At 60.4% G+C, this 15,611-nt stretch carries 15 protein-coding genes; 4 read left to right on the top strand and 11 right to left on the bottom strand.

What is annotated here, in order from left to right; translation table 11 throughout:
• Positions 1–122: 122 nt before the first annotated feature.
• The 10 genes from BSP75_RS14810 to BSP75_RS14765 all read right to left on the bottom strand — a co-directional run bounded on the left by BSP75_RS14810 (position 123) and on the right by BSP75_RS14765 (position 10,800).
• Positions 123–311 (bottom strand): DUF2065 family protein, encoded by a 189-nt coding sequence (locus BSP75_RS14810; RefSeq protein WP_005311672.1) that lies wholly within the window; start codon positions 309–311, stop codon positions 123–125.
• 102 nt (positions 312–413) lie between these two features.
• On the bottom strand, positions 414–1,298 hold the full coding sequence (hflC, locus tag BSP75_RS14805; protein WP_005339038.1) for a protease modulator HflC: 885 nt from the start codon (positions 1,296–1,298) through the stop codon (positions 414–416).
• 3 nt (positions 1,299–1,301) lie between these two features.
• Positions 1,302–2,453 carry an FtsH protease activity modulator HflK gene (gene hflK, locus BSP75_RS14800; RefSeq protein ID WP_042656650.1) on the bottom strand — a complete coding sequence of 384 codons (1,152 nt, stop codon included), beginning with the start codon at positions 2,451–2,453 and terminating at the stop codon, positions 1,302–1,304.
• Positions 2,454–2,544: 91 nt separating this feature from the next.
• Entirely contained in the window at positions 2,545–3,831 is a 1,287-nt protein-coding gene (hflX, locus tag BSP75_RS14795) for a ribosome rescue GTPase HflX (protein ID WP_075113708.1), read from the bottom strand.
• 63 nt (positions 3,832–3,894) lie between these two features.
• Positions 3,895–4,158: an RNA chaperone Hfq gene (hfq, locus tag BSP75_RS14790; RefSeq protein ID WP_005339045.1), complete on the bottom strand. Its 264-nt coding sequence runs from the start codon at positions 4,156–4,158 to the stop codon at positions 3,895–3,897.
• Positions 4,159–4,230: 72 nt separating this feature from the next.
• Positions 4,231–5,160, bottom strand: a complete 930-nt coding sequence (gene miaA / locus BSP75_RS14785) for a tRNA (adenosine(37)-N6)-dimethylallyltransferase MiaA (protein ID WP_075113707.1) — start codon at positions 5,158–5,160, stop codon at positions 4,231–4,233.
• Positions 5,150–7,015, bottom strand: a complete 1,866-nt coding sequence (gene mutL, locus BSP75_RS14780) for a DNA mismatch repair endonuclease MutL (RefSeq protein WP_075113706.1) — start codon at positions 7,013–7,015, stop codon at positions 5,150–5,152. The genes miaA and mutL overlap by 11 nt, the downstream gene beginning before the upstream one ends.
• 74 nt (positions 7,016–7,089) lie before the next feature.
• Positions 7,090–8,781 carry an N-acetylmuramoyl-L-alanine amidase gene (locus tag BSP75_RS14775; RefSeq protein WP_075113705.1) on the bottom strand — a complete coding sequence of 564 codons (1,692 nt, stop codon included), beginning with the start codon at positions 8,779–8,781 and terminating at the stop codon, positions 7,090–7,092.
• A 23-nt stretch (positions 8,782–8,804) separates the two neighbouring features.
• Complete coding sequence (tsaE, locus tag BSP75_RS14770; RefSeq protein WP_005339056.1) at positions 8,805–9,278, bottom strand: tRNA (adenosine(37)-N6)-threonylcarbamoyltransferase complex ATPase subunit type 1 TsaE; 474 nt, start codon at positions 9,276–9,278, stop codon at positions 8,805–8,807.
• Between the two features lie 10 nt (positions 9,279–9,288).
• Entirely contained in the window at positions 9,289–10,800 is a 1,512-nt protein-coding gene (locus BSP75_RS14765; RefSeq protein WP_075113704.1) for a bifunctional ADP-dependent NAD(P)H-hydrate dehydratase/NAD(P)H-hydrate epimerase, read from the bottom strand.
• A gap of 60 nt (positions 10,801–10,860) precedes the next feature.
• Between BSP75_RS14765 and queG the strand changes: the two genes are divergently transcribed.
• The gene (gene queG, locus BSP75_RS14760) at positions 10,861–12,015 is read left to right on the top strand and encodes a tRNA epoxyqueuosine(34) reductase QueG (protein WP_075113703.1); all 1,155 of its coding nucleotides are present in this window, start codon (positions 10,861–10,863) and stop codon (positions 12,013–12,015) included.
• 111 nt (positions 12,016–12,126) lie between these two features.
• Positions 12,127–12,867, top strand: coding sequence for a polyphosphate--glucose phosphotransferase (gene ppgK / locus BSP75_RS14755; RefSeq protein WP_042059923.1), 741 nt, complete (start codon positions 12,127–12,129; stop codon positions 12,865–12,867).
• An 85-nt stretch (positions 12,868–12,952) separates the two neighbouring features.
• On the opposite strand, the gene BSP75_RS14750 is transcribed toward ppgK, so the two are convergent.
• On the bottom strand, positions 12,953–13,408 hold the full coding sequence (locus BSP75_RS14750) for a hypothetical protein (protein WP_058053064.1): 456 nt from the start codon (positions 13,406–13,408) through the stop codon (positions 12,953–12,955).
• 504 nt (positions 13,409–13,912) lie between these two features.
• On the opposite strand from BSP75_RS14750, the gene metN reads away from it, so the two are divergent.
• Both metN and BSP75_RS14740 read left to right on the top strand, forming a co-directional pair.
• Complete coding sequence (metN, locus tag BSP75_RS14745) at positions 13,913–14,956, top strand: methionine ABC transporter ATP-binding protein MetN (RefSeq protein WP_058053063.1); 1,044 nt, start codon at positions 13,913–13,915, stop codon at positions 14,954–14,956.
• Entirely contained in the window at positions 14,937–15,590 is a 654-nt protein-coding gene (locus BSP75_RS14740; protein ID WP_042031786.1) for a methionine ABC transporter permease, read from the top strand. The genes metN and BSP75_RS14740 overlap by 20 nt, the downstream gene beginning before the upstream one ends.
• Positions 15,591–15,611: the final 21 nt, after the last annotated feature.

Below are 15,611 nucleotides of genomic sequence, written 5' to 3'. Positions count from 1 at the left end.
GTATCCATGATGGTAGACCTCAAGGTGATGGCCTACTTCAAGATTAGCCTTTCAACACGTAATTGGGACAGCGCCTTTTTTATTGTCTGCACTGCAATGGAACTCAGAGCCAGCCACATGATTCAGTGACCCAGCATCCAGAGGATAACGGCGCCCGCCACCACCAGAGAGCCACCGATACGGCGCAGTTGTTCCGGTGGCTGTTCGCTCAGCAGCCGCAACATTTGTTGCCAGGCTTTAGGCATCAGCAAGGGGCCAAGTCCTTCAAACAGCAATAGCAGCCCCAATCCCATTAAAATGGATGTCAGCATCCCATCTCCTTGCACAAAAAAGCCGCCCGTATCGGCGGTTGGTCTCATGCCATAAAGCAAAAGGGCCTGAATCATCAGGCCCTTTGGTCTTATGCTTGTCTCTTACTGCTTGGTGCCGTGAGGCGACTTGAGGTAACGGAAGAACTCGCTGTCCGGCTTCAACACCATCAGGTCGTTGCCACCGGCGAAGCTCTTGCGATAGGCCTCCATGCTACGCACGAAGCTGAAAAACTCGGGGTCTTTCTTGTAGCTGTCGGCATAGATCTTGGCGGCTTCCGCATCCCCTTCACCGCGCAGCTGGCGAGCGTTACTCTCGGCGTCGGCGATCATGACGGTCACCTTGCGGTCGATATCGGCACGCAGGATTTCAGCCTTCTCGCGACCCTGAGAGCGGTGCTCACGGGCGACTGCGGTACGCTCGGCACGCATCCGCTGGTAGATGGAGTTGGAGACTTCCACCGGCAGGTTGATCTGCTTGATCCGCACATCCACCACCTTGATACCGAGCTCGGAGGAGCGCGCCATCTTCTTCAGGGCATCTTCCATCACGGTACTGCGCTCACCGGAGACGATGTCCTTGATGGTGCGGTTACCGATCTCGGAACGCAGACCGTTGTTGATCTTGCGCTTGAGCAGATCTTCAGCCTGCAGCTTGTTGCCACCACCGGTTGCCAGGTAGTACTTGGAGAAGTCCTCAATCTTCCACTTCACGTAGGAGTCGATGATCAGGTCTTTCTTCTCGGAGGTGACAAAACGGTCGGCCTGGCTGTCAATGGTCTGGATGCGGGCATCCATCTTGCGAACCTGGTCGATGAGCGGCACCTTGAAGTGCAGGCCCGGCTCATAGAGGCGGGGCTCACCGGAGTCAACCCGCTTCACCTTGCCAAACTGCACCACAATCCCCTTCTGACCTTCATCAACGATAAAGACAGAGGAGAAGCAGACCATGGCCGCGACAGCGATTGCACCAATAGCTAGCTTTTTCATCTATCAGTTTCTCCCTGAGCTGAAGCGGTCACCGCTACGCAGCGGCGTTGTCGGCGTAGAGTTGGCCCCCTCGTTGGAAACGGGGACCTGCTCTGCGACCGGAGCGACAGTGGCACGATCAGACTGGGCTGCATTCGGCTTGCCGGACAGCTTGTCGAGCGGCAGGTAGATCATGCTGTTGTTGCCAGCCGGCATGTCGACCACCACCTTGTTGGCCTGCTGATAGAGCTCTTCCATCGTTTCCAGATAGATACGCTCACGGGTCAGCTCGGGGGCAGCCTGATACTGGGGCAGCAACTCGTTGAAGCGAGCAACTTCACCCTGGGCTTTCAACACGATCTGGGATTTGTAAGCTTCCGCTTCCTGCTCCAGACGCTTGACCGAACCACGCGCCTTCGGCTCCACTTCACGAGCGTAGGCTTCCGCTTCACGAATGAAGCGCTGTTCATCTTCCTGAGCGGAGATGGCGTCATCGAAGGCGTCTTTCACCTCTTCCGGCGGACGCGCCGGCAGGAAGTTGACGTCGACGATCTGCAGACCCATCTGGTAGGGCTCGATGATGCCATCGATCACCTGCCAGGTCTCCTGACGCACCTTCTCACGACCGGTGGTCAGCACATCATCCATCCGGGTATGACCCACCACGTAGCGCAGGGCGCTATCGGTAGCCTGACCCAGACTCTCGTCGGCATTGGTCACACTGAACAGATACTGCTCGGGATTGACGACACGGTACTGTACGTCCATCTCGACCCGTACCACGTTTTCATCCTGAGTCAGCATGAAACCGGAGGCAGGCAGGGAGCGCACGGACTCGACGTCCACCGGGATCACCTGATCGATAAAGGTCGGTTTCCAGCGCAGGCCCGGCTCGACAATATGGGAAAACTTGCCAAACCGCAGCACGGCACCACGCTCCGCTTCGCGAATGGTGTAGAAGCCGCTGACGACCCACACCACCACAGCCACAACCAGCGCGATGGAGATACCAAAGCGACCTATATCGCCGCCAGATTTGCCGCCACCAAACAAGCCACCGAAACGGCGACTCACTTTGCGCAGCATTTCATCCAGATCAGGGGGTCCCTGATTCTTGCCGTTATTCCCCCAAGGGTCACGGTCTTTGCCGTTGTTACCAGGCTCATTCCAAGCCATCAGCGTCTCCATTAATACATGCGGATGGATATCATCTCTACCGGGCCATCATACGTTGAGAAGCCCCTAAGGGTTCATCTTCATCGACGAATCAATGCCTGATAAAGCGTTGTAAACTCTCACCTTCCTGTTTCACGAGGCGGTTCCAGTCGGCCACTTGCAAGCGGACTTCCAGCACGAAATCCCCCTCCTCGCTAAAACCTTCCTGCTCAATCCCTTTCAGCTGATAGAGCGCACTGCGCAATCTCGCGGCAGAAGGAGGCAACTGCAGGGTGTGATGCACCATGGAGCCAGCCAGCAATTCGGTCAGCGCCGTAAACAGATGCTCACAACCTTCACCGGTCTGGGCAGACAGCCAGACGCGCAACGGGCGCCCCTCGTCATCTCGCTCCAGACCTGCCGGACGATCCGCCAGCTTGTCGATCTTGTTGCAGATCATCAGCTGGGGCCTGTCATCGGCTTCAATCTCGGCCAACACCTGCTGCACGGAGTCGATATTCTCCTGCATCTGCTCATCGGCACAGTCCACCACATGCAGCAGCAGATCCGCTTCACGGGTCTCCTGCAGGGTCGCCTTGAAGGCCGCGACCAGATCATGGGGCAAGTGCCGAATAAATCCAACTGTATCCGCCAAAATCACATCACCCACATCCCGGATCACCAGTTTACGCAGGGTGGGATCCAGAGTTGCGAACAATTGGTCGGCAGCATACACGCTGGCAGCTGTAAGTTGGTTGAACAAAGTGGACTTTCCGGCGTTGGTATAACCAACCAGTGACACCGTCGGCACTTCGTTGCGGTTGCGGGCGCGGCGTCCCTGCTCCCGCTGCTTGGCCACCTTGTCGAGCCGACGCAAAATCGCCTTGATGCGTTCCCGCAGCAGACGTCGGTCAGTTTCAAGCTGGGTTTCACCCGGGCCACGCAGACCGATCCCGCCCTTTTGACGCTCAAGGTGGGTCCAGCCTCGCACCAGACGAGTGGAAAGATGGCGCAACTGGGCCAGTTCGACCTGCAGTTTACCTTCGTGGGTACGGGCGCGCTGGGCAAAGATATCGAGGATCAGGCCGGTTCGATCCACCACTCGGCACTGGAACAGACGCTCCAGGTTGCGCTCCTGGGCGGGGGTCAGGGCATGGTTGAAGATCACCACGTCCGCCGCCAGCATCTTGACCTGGGACGCGATCTCTTCAGCCTTGCCGCTGCCGACAAAAAATTTGGCACTGGGCGCACTGCGACTGGTGGTCACGACCCCCAGCGCATTGACTCCGGCCGAGCTCACCAACATCTTGAGCTCTTCCAGATCCTCCCGCTCACCCTCATCACTGAAGTTGACATGCACCAGAACGGCCTGTTCGCCAGCTTCATAACGGTCAAACAAGCGCTTGCTCCTTAACAGGAATCATGATGAATCTGAGTTGGCGAGTCGACTCGCCCAGGGATATCACGCCTCGGCATCACCCTGTTCATCAGCCGCGCCACCCGGAGTGGGCTGGTGATGATTGACGGCACGGGCCGGTACGACAGTCGAGATGGCGTGCTTGTAAACCATCTGGCTCACGGTGTTTTTCAGCAGGATAACAAACTGGTCAAAAGACTCGATCTGACCTTGCAGTTTGATGCCGTTCACCAAATAGATAGAAACAGGAATCCGCTCACGGCGCAGCGCATTCAAAAACGGGTCTTGGAGAGATTGCCCCTTAGCCATTTTTCTTTTCCTTATAGTTTGTTGTTTTTAAACACCGAATATCAATATAACAACCTGATTATACTGGGAGTGTCAAGCCGCACCAGCGCGAGCAAGCACGCGGGCGAGATTGCCAGACTCACCAGATTCCAACCAGGTCACGTCGGACCAGCCACGCAACCAGGTCATCTGTCGTTTTGCCAATTGGCGTGTGGCAACAATGCCACGATAACGCATCTCATCATACCCCACTTCACCGCACAGGTAGTCCCACATTTGGCGATAACCCACACAGCGAATGGAGGGGAGATCCGGGTGCAGATCGCCGCGCGCCATCAGCGCACGAACCTCCTGTTCAAAGCCACCTTGCAGCATCTTGTCAAAGCGCTGTTCGATCCGCTGATGCAGCACGACGCGATCGCTCGGGGCGATGGCAAACTGTTGCACCCGATAGGGCAAACTCTCCCCCTGCACCTGCGTCAGCTCAGTGAGGGTCTTGCCGCTGATGCGGTAGACCTCCAGCGCCCGAGAGAGTCGCTGCGGGTCATTGGGGTGGATTCGCGCCCCGGCCACCGGGTCGATGCGCACCAGCTCATCGTGCAGCGCCTGCCAACCGAGGCGGGCAGCCTCTTCCTCAATCCCGGCACGAATGGCGGGATCGGCGGAGGGCAATGGGGACAATCCCTCCAGCAACGCCTTGAAATAGAGCATGGTGCCACCCACCAGCAGCGGAATACGGCCACGGTCGGCGATATCTTGCATCTCCCGCAGGGCATCCTTGCAAAAATCGGCCGCCGAATAGCTCAAGGCCGGATCAAGAATGTCGATCAGCCGGTGCGGGGCCCGCGCCAGTTCGGCAGGCGTAGGCTTGGCCGTACCGATATCCATGCCGCGATAGATCAGTGCCGAATCGACGCTGATGATGTCGCAAGGCAATGCCTGGCACAGTTCAATGGCGAGATCCGTCTTGCCGGAGGCCGTCGGCCCCATCAGAAAAATTGCGGTCGGCAAGTCACTCGCCATGTTCAAACTCCTCCAGCACGGTCGCCAGCGAGAGCGGGCGCACCATGCGAATGTCTGCCAGTTGGTCACTGAAATCGGTCACAAGTTCCGTCAGCAGACGACTAGCAGTTGAAAAATCGTATATCTTCTCGCGGCTTATCCCCTGCTCCACCAGCCATTGGCATAATACTTCAGCCTGCTGACCGGCATCACTGTCAGATCCGCCCTCGATAACTTGCAGCAATTCGGGTAATAAACGCACCAGATCGGTCTGGCGCAGCAGGGCCGGCACCCGAGTCAGGATCATGGTGTCGCGCCCGCCGCTTTTCAACTCCAGCCCCATCCGTTTCAGCAAACGTTCCTGCTCTGTCACCAGCGCGATCAGATTCTTCGGCAATTTGAAGGAGACCGGCAGCAGCAGCGGCTGGGCCGCCAGCCCCTGGCCCCAGGTCTCCAGCAGCCAATGGCGAAGCAGCACCCGCTCGGCGCGCACCAGCGAGAGCAGCGCCAGCTGATTATCCCGCTCGATCAACAGGTAAGCCTGATCCACCAGTGTCAGGGCGCGACATCCCCCCTGTTTGGGTGGCGGCACAGTGTCAGTGGGCTGCGCAGGAGCCGCCTCGGCCGCAGCAGTGATAGGCAGCGTAGTGAGCAGAACGCCCATGCCGCGCATCGCCTCGCGACTCGGCGGCTCGGGCGGTTGATAATTGCTGGCGCGCGCCGCGCCCCCTTCCCGCACCTGCGCAGGTGCCCGGTAGCTGTGCTCGGCACCGTACCACTCCGGGCGTGGCGCCTGACCGGGATATTCAATTTGCGGGCTGACCGGCAACTCGACCAGGGTTTCGGCCAGCGGCGCGTCCTGATGAGCAGCGCTGACTCCTTCGCGGCGCAGCGCGGTAAACAGCGCCTGAAAGATAAAGTCGTGGATCAGCCGCGCCTGATGGAAGCGCACCTCGTGCTTGGCCGGGTGGACGTTGACATCCACCTGACGGGGATCCAGCTCGATATAGAGCACATAGGCGGCGAAGCGATCGGGAGGTAGCAGCTCGTCATAGGCCTGACGGATGGCGTGGTTGATCAGCTTGTCGCGCATCATCCGGCCGTTGACGTAGGTGTATTGCAGGTCGTTCTGCGGTCTGGCCCCCTCCGGGGTTGCCAGCCAGCCCCACAGTCGCACGTCGCTATGTTCACTCTCTACCGCCAGCGCATGGTGCATGAAGGGGGTTCCGCAAACGGCGGCGAGGCGGCGCTCCTGCTCCGGCACGGTATTGGCAGCCTTGTACTGGCGCACCACCTTGCCGTTGTGGCGCAAGATCAGGGTGGCATCAAAGCGGGAGAGCGCGATGCGGCGCACCAGCTCGTCGATATGGGCAAACTCGGTCTTTTCGCTGCGCATGAACTTGCGCCGCGCCGGGGTATTGAAGAAGAGATCCACCGCCTCCACCGTGGTGCCCACCGGATGGGCCGCCGGCTTGATGGTGACGCTCATCTCGCGCCCTTCCGCCTGGGCTTGCCAGGCTTCGGACTGCTCGGCGGTACGGGAGGTGAACGTGAGACGGGAGACCGAGCTGATGGAGGCGAGCGCCTCGCCACGAAAACCGAGGCTGTTGATCCCTTCCAGATCGTCCAGCGTGGCAACCTTGGAGGTGGCGTGACGCGACAGCGCCAGCACCAGCTCGTCTTTGGCGACGCCACAGCCGTTGTCACGGATGCGGATCAGCTTGGCGCCCCCCTTGTCGATGTCGATCTCGACCCGGTCGGCCCCCGCATCCAGGCTGTTTTCCACCAGCTCTTTCACCACAGAAGAGGGCCGCTCCACCACCTCTCCGGCTGCAATTTGGTTGGCCAGAATGGGTGGCAAAATACGGATCGGCATCACTTGCTCCTGAATTTCAATCTTGCAGAAAGTATTCTGCCAACACGGGGAGCGGCAGAGCCAGCTCCCGCATGTCAGTTTTGCGGAATGTAGAGCACCTGCCCTACCTGAATATCCCGCGACTTGAGCTTGTTGATCTCCACCAGCCGCGCCTGACTCACCCCATGCTTCTCGGCAAGGCGGGAGAGGCTCTCGCCCCGCTTGACCACATGGCGGATCATCTGCGACTTGTCGTCACTGCGAACGGGAGCGGCACTGCGGCTCTGCCCCTGTTGGGGGATATAGATGGTCTGACCAATCTGAATATCCCGGCTGCGCAGCTGGTTGATCTCCACCAAAGTGGACTGGCTCACCCCATGCTTCTCGGCAAGGCGAGAGAGGCTCTCGCCCCGTTGGACCACATGGCGGAGCATCCGCGATTTGTCATAGTCGCCCACGCTACTGACCGGCGCTCCGGTCTCTTGCGCTGCCGCCGAGTAAGGCTTGATCACCCCGGCGCCAGAGCCGCTCGCCGCACCGCCATCGCGGGCAGTGGCGGGCATCTTGTTACTCACCATCGGCTGCGACTGTACCTGCCTGGGTTGGCTCACCGGCTGCTGGGTGACCGATGCAGGACGAGTGGTAGCGGCAGGTCGGCTCGCCTGCCCCTTGCCGGTCAGCATGGCCCCCTTGGTCGGGTGGGCACGGTAGTAGTTGCGGATCCCCTCGAAGATGGCGCGGGCCAGCTGGTCCTGATAGCTGGCGGTGGCCAGCAGCTTCTCTTCCGCATGGTTGGAGATAAATCCGGTCTCTACCAGCACCGAGGGTATATCCGGCGCCTTCAGCACCGCCAGACTGGCGTGTTCCGGCGCTTTCTTGTGCAGTCGGGCGACCTTGCCCATGGAGCGCAGGATCTGGCGGCTGACGTCATATCCTTCGGCGCGGGACTTGTCCATGGAGAGGTCGAGGAAGGTCTGCGCCAGATAGGGGTTGGGATCGGACTCCGCCAATACCTTGCCGACACCGCCCAGCAGCTCGCCCTGCTTCTCCTGCTTCTCCAGCCAGCTACCCATCTCGCGGTTGGCACGGTTGGTCGATAACACCCAGACCGAGGCACCACGAGGAGTGGAGTTGTGGAAGCTGTCCGCATGCACCGACACCAGCAGATCGGCCTTGGCCTTGCGGGCAATCTCGGAGCGCTTGTTGAGGTCGACGAAGTAGTCGCCACGACGGGTCAGCACGGCGCGCATCCCCGGCTCGCGGTCGATCAGCGCCGCCAGCTTCTGGGAGACCGCCAGCGTGACCCGCTTCTCATAGGTTCGGCGCGGGCCGATGGAGCCCGGGTCTTCCCCGCCATGGCCCGGGTCGATGGCAATCACCACCCCTTTGCCCTTGCCACCGACGGGCGTGGATTGCACCGCAGCCGCCGAGCGCTTCTCTTCATAAGGCAGGTCGATAACCAGACGATGGCCATAAGGCCCGGCTGGCGCCAACGGAAAGACCACCGGCTTGATGGCGGAGCTGAGATCCATCACCAGCCGCAGACCGCCCTTCTCCAGTGGCGTGCTCTGGCGGATCTTGCGCACCAGTTCGCTGTTGTTCTCGATCCGCGCCAGATTGGCGGCGTTGCTCGCCCCTTTCAGGTCGATCACCAGCCGATCCGGGCCCGTGAGGGTGAAATAGTTGAAGTTGGGGGCGCTGCTCATGTCGAGCACCACCCGGGTATTATCCGGTGATGGCCAGATTCGTACGCTCTTGAGCTGATTCGCCCAGGAGGGTAACGCCATCAAAGAGAGAGCAATAACAAGGATCAAGCGCACGTAGATGACAACCGTTCCAGAATGGCTTCGCCAATAGCAGTGCGGGCCTCTATCAGAACCTCGCGCTGCTCGCCTACATAAGTGAGGGTAATTTCCAGGTCGGGAGCCGGTAACCAGCCCTCGCCCTTCTCGGACCACTCCACCAGACAGAGAGTGTTGGCGGCAAAATAGTCCCGAATGCCCATGAATTCCAGCTCTTCCGGATCAGCCAGGCGATAGAGATCGAAATGGTAGACCTGCCAGCCGTCGAGCTCGTAGGGCTCGACCAGGGTGTAAGTCGGGCTTTTTACCTTGCCTTGATGGCCAAGGCCCTGCACCCAGCCGCGGGTCAGGGTGGTTTTACCGGCGCCAAGCGTGCCATGCAAAAACACTGTGGTCGCCTGCTGGCAAGCCTGTGCCAGACGGCCACCCAGTGCCACGGTTGCTGCCTCGTCCGGCAGTGTCATCATCAACTGTTTTGCCATGTTCTTCTTTTTAACTTGTTATGGTGTCGGGATTAACCAGTCTGCGGATCAGCGGCAGCAGATCTGACGCCAGCATGCCCCGCTCGCCGTCGGCGGCGGCCTGATCTGCGGCCTCGCCGTGGATCACGGCGCCCAGCCAGCTTGCCATGGTGGCAGACCAGCCCTGGGCCAAAAGGGCGGCGATTATACCAGATAACAGATCGCCCATGCCGCCACTTGCCATGCCGGGATTGCCTTCACAGCAGAGAGCGACCCGCTCGCCGTCATAAATAAGTGTTCCCGCCCCTTTTAACAACACCACACCGCCATAGCGCCGCTGCAACGCCTGCACGGCGGCAAACCGGTCGGTTTCAATCTCGGCAATGGTGCATCCCAGCAGTCGCGCCGCTTCGCCGGGATGGGGCGTGAGCACCCAATTATCCTGATGGCGGGGAGATTGCGCCAGCCAATTCAATCCATCAGCGTCCAAAACCAGTGGCAGCCGAACGGTGAGATAACGGGCAATTTGCCCCCTTCCCCACTCATCCTGACCGAGACCGGGGCCAATGACCCGCACCGACGCCCATCCCTCGTCATCTGGGGTGATAAGGCTCATCAGCTCGGGTTGATAGAGGCTGACCGGCGGATGTTCCGGATGCTGACACACCCGCACCAGCCCGGCCCCCGCCCGCAGGCAGGCGCGGGCTGCCAGCACGATGGCCCCCTGCATGCCGCGATTGCCCCCCACCAGCAGCACCTTGCCATAAGAGCCCTTGTGGGAGGCGCGCTGGCGCGGGGTCAGCTGCGTGCTGAGCAGTGGATAATCGATGCGCCAGGCGGCGGGCAACATAGCGTCATCCGGCGTGACGCCAAGGGGATCACAGTCGAGCAGGCCGACGCAATCCACCCCGTCGCCGGTGAGCATTCCCTGCTTGATCCCGATAAAGGTGAGGGTGCGAGTGGCTTGCACCACGGCCCCCATGGCACGACCGGTATCGCCGTTGAGGCCGGAGGGGAGATCCACCGCCAGCACGGGCACAGCCAAGCCATTGATTGTTGCGACGATCTTTGTCAGTAGCGGCGAGAGGGGGGTGTTGACGCCGGTGCCAAGCAGGGCATCGACCACCAGATCCGGGGCAGGCTGCTGCGCCCAATCGAACTGCTCGGCCAGCCAGACCCGGCCACCGGCCGCCAGCCACTCATCGGCGGCCCGTCTGGCATCCCCCTTCAACTGATCGGGTGCTCTGGCGGCAATCATCACCACCTCGATGCCGATCTGGCGGGCAAGGCGGGCCAGCACATAGCCATCACCGCCGTTATTACCGGGGCCGACGAAGATCCACCAGCAGCGGCTCTCGGGCCAATGCAGGGTGGCGTAGGTGCGCAGTGCAGCACCGGCTCGCTCCATCAGGGCATAGAGAGGTTGCCCCTCACGCGCGGCCCAGTTGCGCTCCAGTGTGCGGATCTGTTCAGTCTGCCACAGCCCCTGTGGTAAACTGCCCCCCTCTTTTGTGCCCAACGCGCCCCTGATGATCTCTACCATGACGGCTCCCGCCTCTTATCAATCGACCCACGCCAGCCAACTCCGGCCAGGCCAAGCCGCATGAGCGCACCTGACTTCCACCAGCTGGCCCACGATATCAAGCTCTGGGCACGGGAGCTAGGATTTGACCAGGCGGGCATCACCGACACAGATCTGCGTATCGAAGAGCCGAGATTGCAGGCCTGGCTTGATGCGGGCTATCACGGCAGCATGGATTACATGGCGCGCCACGGCATGATGCGCGCACGCCCCCACGAGTTGCTGCCGGGCACAGTGCGGGTGTTGTCGGTGCGGATGAACTACCTGCCGTTCGAGGCTGGCTTTGCCGCCACCCTGCGCGATCCGACCCTCGGCTACATCAGCCGCTATGCCCTCGGCCGCGACTACCACAAGGTGCTGCGCAACCGGCTCAAACAGCTGGGTGATCGCATCGAAGCGCGCTGCGCCGAGCTGTTTCAAGGCACTGAAGAGACCCTGGGTGAGTGGCGCCCCTTCGTTGACTCCGCCCCCATCCTGGAGCGGCCGCTGGCAGCCAAGGCGGGTCTCGGCTGGGTTGGCAAACACTCACTGCTGCTCAACGAATCGGCTGGCTCCTTCTTCTTTCTCGGTGAGCTGTTGCTCAACCTGCCGCTGCCACTCGACCAGCCAGTGGAGAAGGAGCAGTGCGGCAAGTGCGTCGCCTGCATCAATATCTGCCCGACTGGCGCCATTGTCGCCCCCTATGTGGTGGATGGCCGCCGCTGCATCTCCTATCTCACCATCGAGAACGATGGCCCTATTCCGGAAGAGTTCAGGCCCTTGATGGGCAACCGCATCTACGGCTGTGACGACTGCCAGCTTATCTGCCCCTGGAATCGCTACGCCGATGCCAGCCCGGAACCCGACTTCAGCCCGCGTGCCAGCCTGCACCGCCCGCCCCTGCTGGCGCTGTGGCGCTGGAGCGAGAGCGATTTTCTCAAGCAGACCGAAGGAAGCCCGATCCGCCGCATCGGCTACCAACGCTGGCGCCGCAATCTGGCGGTCGCCCTCGGCAATGGCCCGGCAGCCCCCGAGGTGATCGCCGCCCTGCAACAGGGGCTGACCACCGCCGAGCCCATGGTAGCCGAACATATCGAATGGGCGCTGGCCACCCTTGCCCGGCGTCAGGATGAAGAGAACAAGAAAACCCGTTTGCTGATCCGCTGCATCGAAAAAGGTCTGCCGGATCACGCATAAGTGATCTGCCCCTTGCCGGATTGCTGTACTTTTTTCATGCTCTGCCGACCCGCAGTGACCAGAACACCGTAATCAGTATCAGCTGGTCGGCACACAACAAGGACAACACAGATGCATATGTTGGGAGTGGATATTGGAGGCTCTGGGATCAAGGGCTGTCTGGTGGATACCAAAACCGGCGAATTGATCGGCGAGCGCCATCGCATTGCCACGCCACAACCGGCCACCCCGGCCGCCATCGCCCATACCCTCAAGGCGCTGGTCGAACACTTTGACTGGAAAGGACCGGTGGGCTGCGGTTTTCCCGCCACCATTCACAACGGCATTGCCAAGAGTGCGGCCAATATCGACAAGAGCTGGATTGAGACCGATGCCGAGCATCTGTTTGCCGATGTCACCGGCAAGCCGTGCTATGTGCTGAATGATGCCGATGCCGCCGGTCTGGCCGAGATGCGCTTTGGCGCCGGCAAGGATCGCAAGGGAGTCATCATCCTCATCACGGTCGGCACCGGGATTGGCACCGCCATCTTCGTCAACGGCCATCTGCTGCCCAACACCGAGCTGGGTCACCTGATGCTGGAAGGGATGGTGGCCGAGCACTACTGCTCCGATGCGGTGCGCAAACGGGAAGATCTCTCCTGGAATCGCTGGGGCAAACGCTTCAACAAGTATCTGGCGCGCCTCGAGTTTCTCTTCTCCCCCGACCTCTTTATTCTGGGGGGCGGTAGCGCCGCCAAGCTGGATAAATTTGTCGATCGCATCGAGACCCGGGCACCGCTCATTCCGGCGGCCAGCCTCAATCAGGCGGGCATTATCGGGGCCGCCCTCTACGCGGCAGAGCGGCAGGGCTGATCGCCGCTCACCGCCAATCAGCAGATATCCAATAGAAAGGGCCCGGCACTGCTGCCGGGCCCTTTTGCTTGACCGCCATCCCCCGTTACATGTCATCGAGTCGGTGTACCCCGTGCACCAGTCGGGTCAGGCGGGTCTGCTCCAACCCGGCCAGATTCTCGAGCAAGGTGGTGGTGGCCGGTGTCGGGCACTCCCGGGCCAGATGGCCCAGCTCGCCCACCAGCTGCTCTTCCCAGCGGCACACCTGAGTGACGATATCCTGGGTCTGGGCCGAGGCCGGCAGCTCGAAGCGGGTGATGGCGGGCACCATATCCTCGCTAAAACTCTGGTTCAGCCAGGTCTCCCTCACCGCCTCTCCCAGCTGGGCGGCATATTCGTGCAGATGGGCACTGGCCGCATCCTCACGCCCTTGCAGATAGACCAGCAACATCCGGCTGCGTTCGCTGTCCACCTGACTGGTCAATCGCCCGTAGCAGAGCCCGAGCTGGTGATGAACCTGTTCAAGATAGTGCAGCAACTCTTTGATCTGTTGGAATCTCATCGCACTGCCCTCCATGCTGTCGGTATCATCAGTATAAAAAACAAGCGCCACCGACCCAATCCCTATCCGAGCCCCCCTTGCGCTGCATCAAGGTTGATGCCGACAAAGGGGCGGACAGGTGATCCGGTCGCGAATAGGGAACGATTTGTGCAGCTATTTGTGCAACTATGGTGGCGTTTCAGGCTCGACACCTGACATGAGTGACATCGGGCTGACACACTAATAAAACCAGCGTTTACCCGATATAAACCATCTTTAATTCGGCCATATACCAAACTGGCGAAACAGGATCTGGATGCGAGACATATCCACCCAGATCGTTATCCACCAGACAGATATCCTTATCACTTTTTTAGACGTCTAGACGTAAAAACATGCGTTGACACGGCCATCCAGACATCTTAGCATCATCCTCCATGATGGCAGAGTAACCCAGTGGAACCTCTGCCCAATTTCCCCGCCTGTAGCGCCCTGTGCTGTAAGGCTGTTAGCACGGAAGAATCCATGATTAAGTTGAAAGGTCTCAACAAAGTCTACGGTACAGGCAGTGACGCCGTGCACGCCCTGCGTGATGTGAGTCTGCATGTACCCCAAGGCAAAATTTTCGGGGTGATCGGTGCCTCCGGTGCCGGCAAGAGTACCCTCATTCGTTGTGTCAACCTGCTGGAGCGCCCGACAGAGGGCCAGGTGATTGTCGATGGCCAGGATCTGGTAGCCCTGAGCGAACGGGATCTGACCCAGGCTCGCCGCCAGATCGGGATGATTTTCCAGCACTTCAACCTGCTCGCTTCCCGCACCGTGTTTGCCAACATCGCCTTTCCGCTGGAGCTGGCAGGCTGGAGCAAAGAGCAGATCCAGCAACGGGTTGCCGAGCTGCTGGCGCTGGTCGGGCTGGAAGCCCGTGCCCATGCCTATCCGTCCGAGCTTTCCGGCGGTCAGAAGCAGCGTGTTGCCATTGCCCGCGCACTGGCACCGGCCCCCAAGGTGCTGCTCTGTGACGAGGCCACCTCGGCCCTCGACCCGCAGACCACCCGCTCGATCCTGACCCTGCTCAAGGAGATCAACGTCAAGCTGGGGCTCACCATCCTGCTCATCACCCACGAGATGGATGTGGTGAAAGGGATCTGTGACGAAGTGGCCATCATCAGCGACGGCCGTCTGATCGAGCAGGGCGAAGTGGCCTGGTTCTTCAGCAACGCCAAGACCCAGCTGGCCCGTGACTTCATCCACTCCACCATCCATCTGGAGGTACCGCAGGAGTATCAGGATCGGATGAGCAGCGAGCGGGTGCCAGGCAGCTATCCGCTGGTGAAGCTCGGCTTTACCGGCAGTACGGTCGATACGCCGCTGATCTCCGAGGCGAGCCGCCGTTTCAATATCGACATCAGCATTCTGAGCGCAGACATCGAGTACGCCGGTGGCGTCAAATTCGGTTTCCTGCTGGCCGAGCTGTTCGGGGATGAAGCCCAGTGCGAGGCAACCCAGCAGTTCCTCATCGACAACCACATTCAGCTGGAGGTAATGGGTTATGTCCGAAGCCATGATTAATCTGCTCATCACGGCCCTGGGCGACACCCTGATCATGGTGTTTGCCTCCGCCCTGTTCGGCTGCCTGCTGGGCCTGCCGCTTGGCGTGGCACTGCACGTCACCAAGGCGGGCCAGATCCTGGCCAACCCCTTGCTCAACCGTACTCTGGGCATGGTGGTCAACGTGGGTCGCTCGGTGCCCTTTATCATCCTGCTGGTCGCCATCATTCCGCTGACCCGGCTGATTGTCGGCACCAGTATCGGCACCATCGCCGCCATCGTGCCGCTGACCGTGGGTTGCATCCCCTTCATCGCCCGTCTGGTGGAAGGAGCCCTGATGGAGGTGCCGGATGGCCTGCTGGAAGCGGCCAAGGCGATGGGCGCCAAGCCGCTGCAAATCATCACCAAGGTGCTGCTGCCCGAGGCTCTGCCCGGCATCCTCAACAGCGTCACCATTACCCTCGTCACGCTGGTGAACTACTCGGCCATGGCCGGGGCCATCGGTGGCGGCGGTCTGGGGGATGTGGGTATTCGTTATGGTTATCAGCGCTTTGACCCGACCGTCATGCTGGTGACCGTGGTTATCCTGGTAGTACTGGTTCAACTTATCCAGAGCGCGGGTGAGCGCCTGGTCCACAAATGTGATCATCGTTAATCGTCGATTTCTGACAGGAGG

This window comes from Aeromonas sp. YN13HZO-058, from assembly GCF_001921245.1.
GTDB classification, from domain to species: domain Bacteria; phylum Pseudomonadota; class Gammaproteobacteria; order Enterobacterales; family Aeromonadaceae; genus Aeromonas; species Aeromonas allosaccharophila.
The sequence above is the reverse complement of the archived record's forward strand: the minus strand, read 5'-3'. Positions and strand labels throughout refer to the sequence as shown.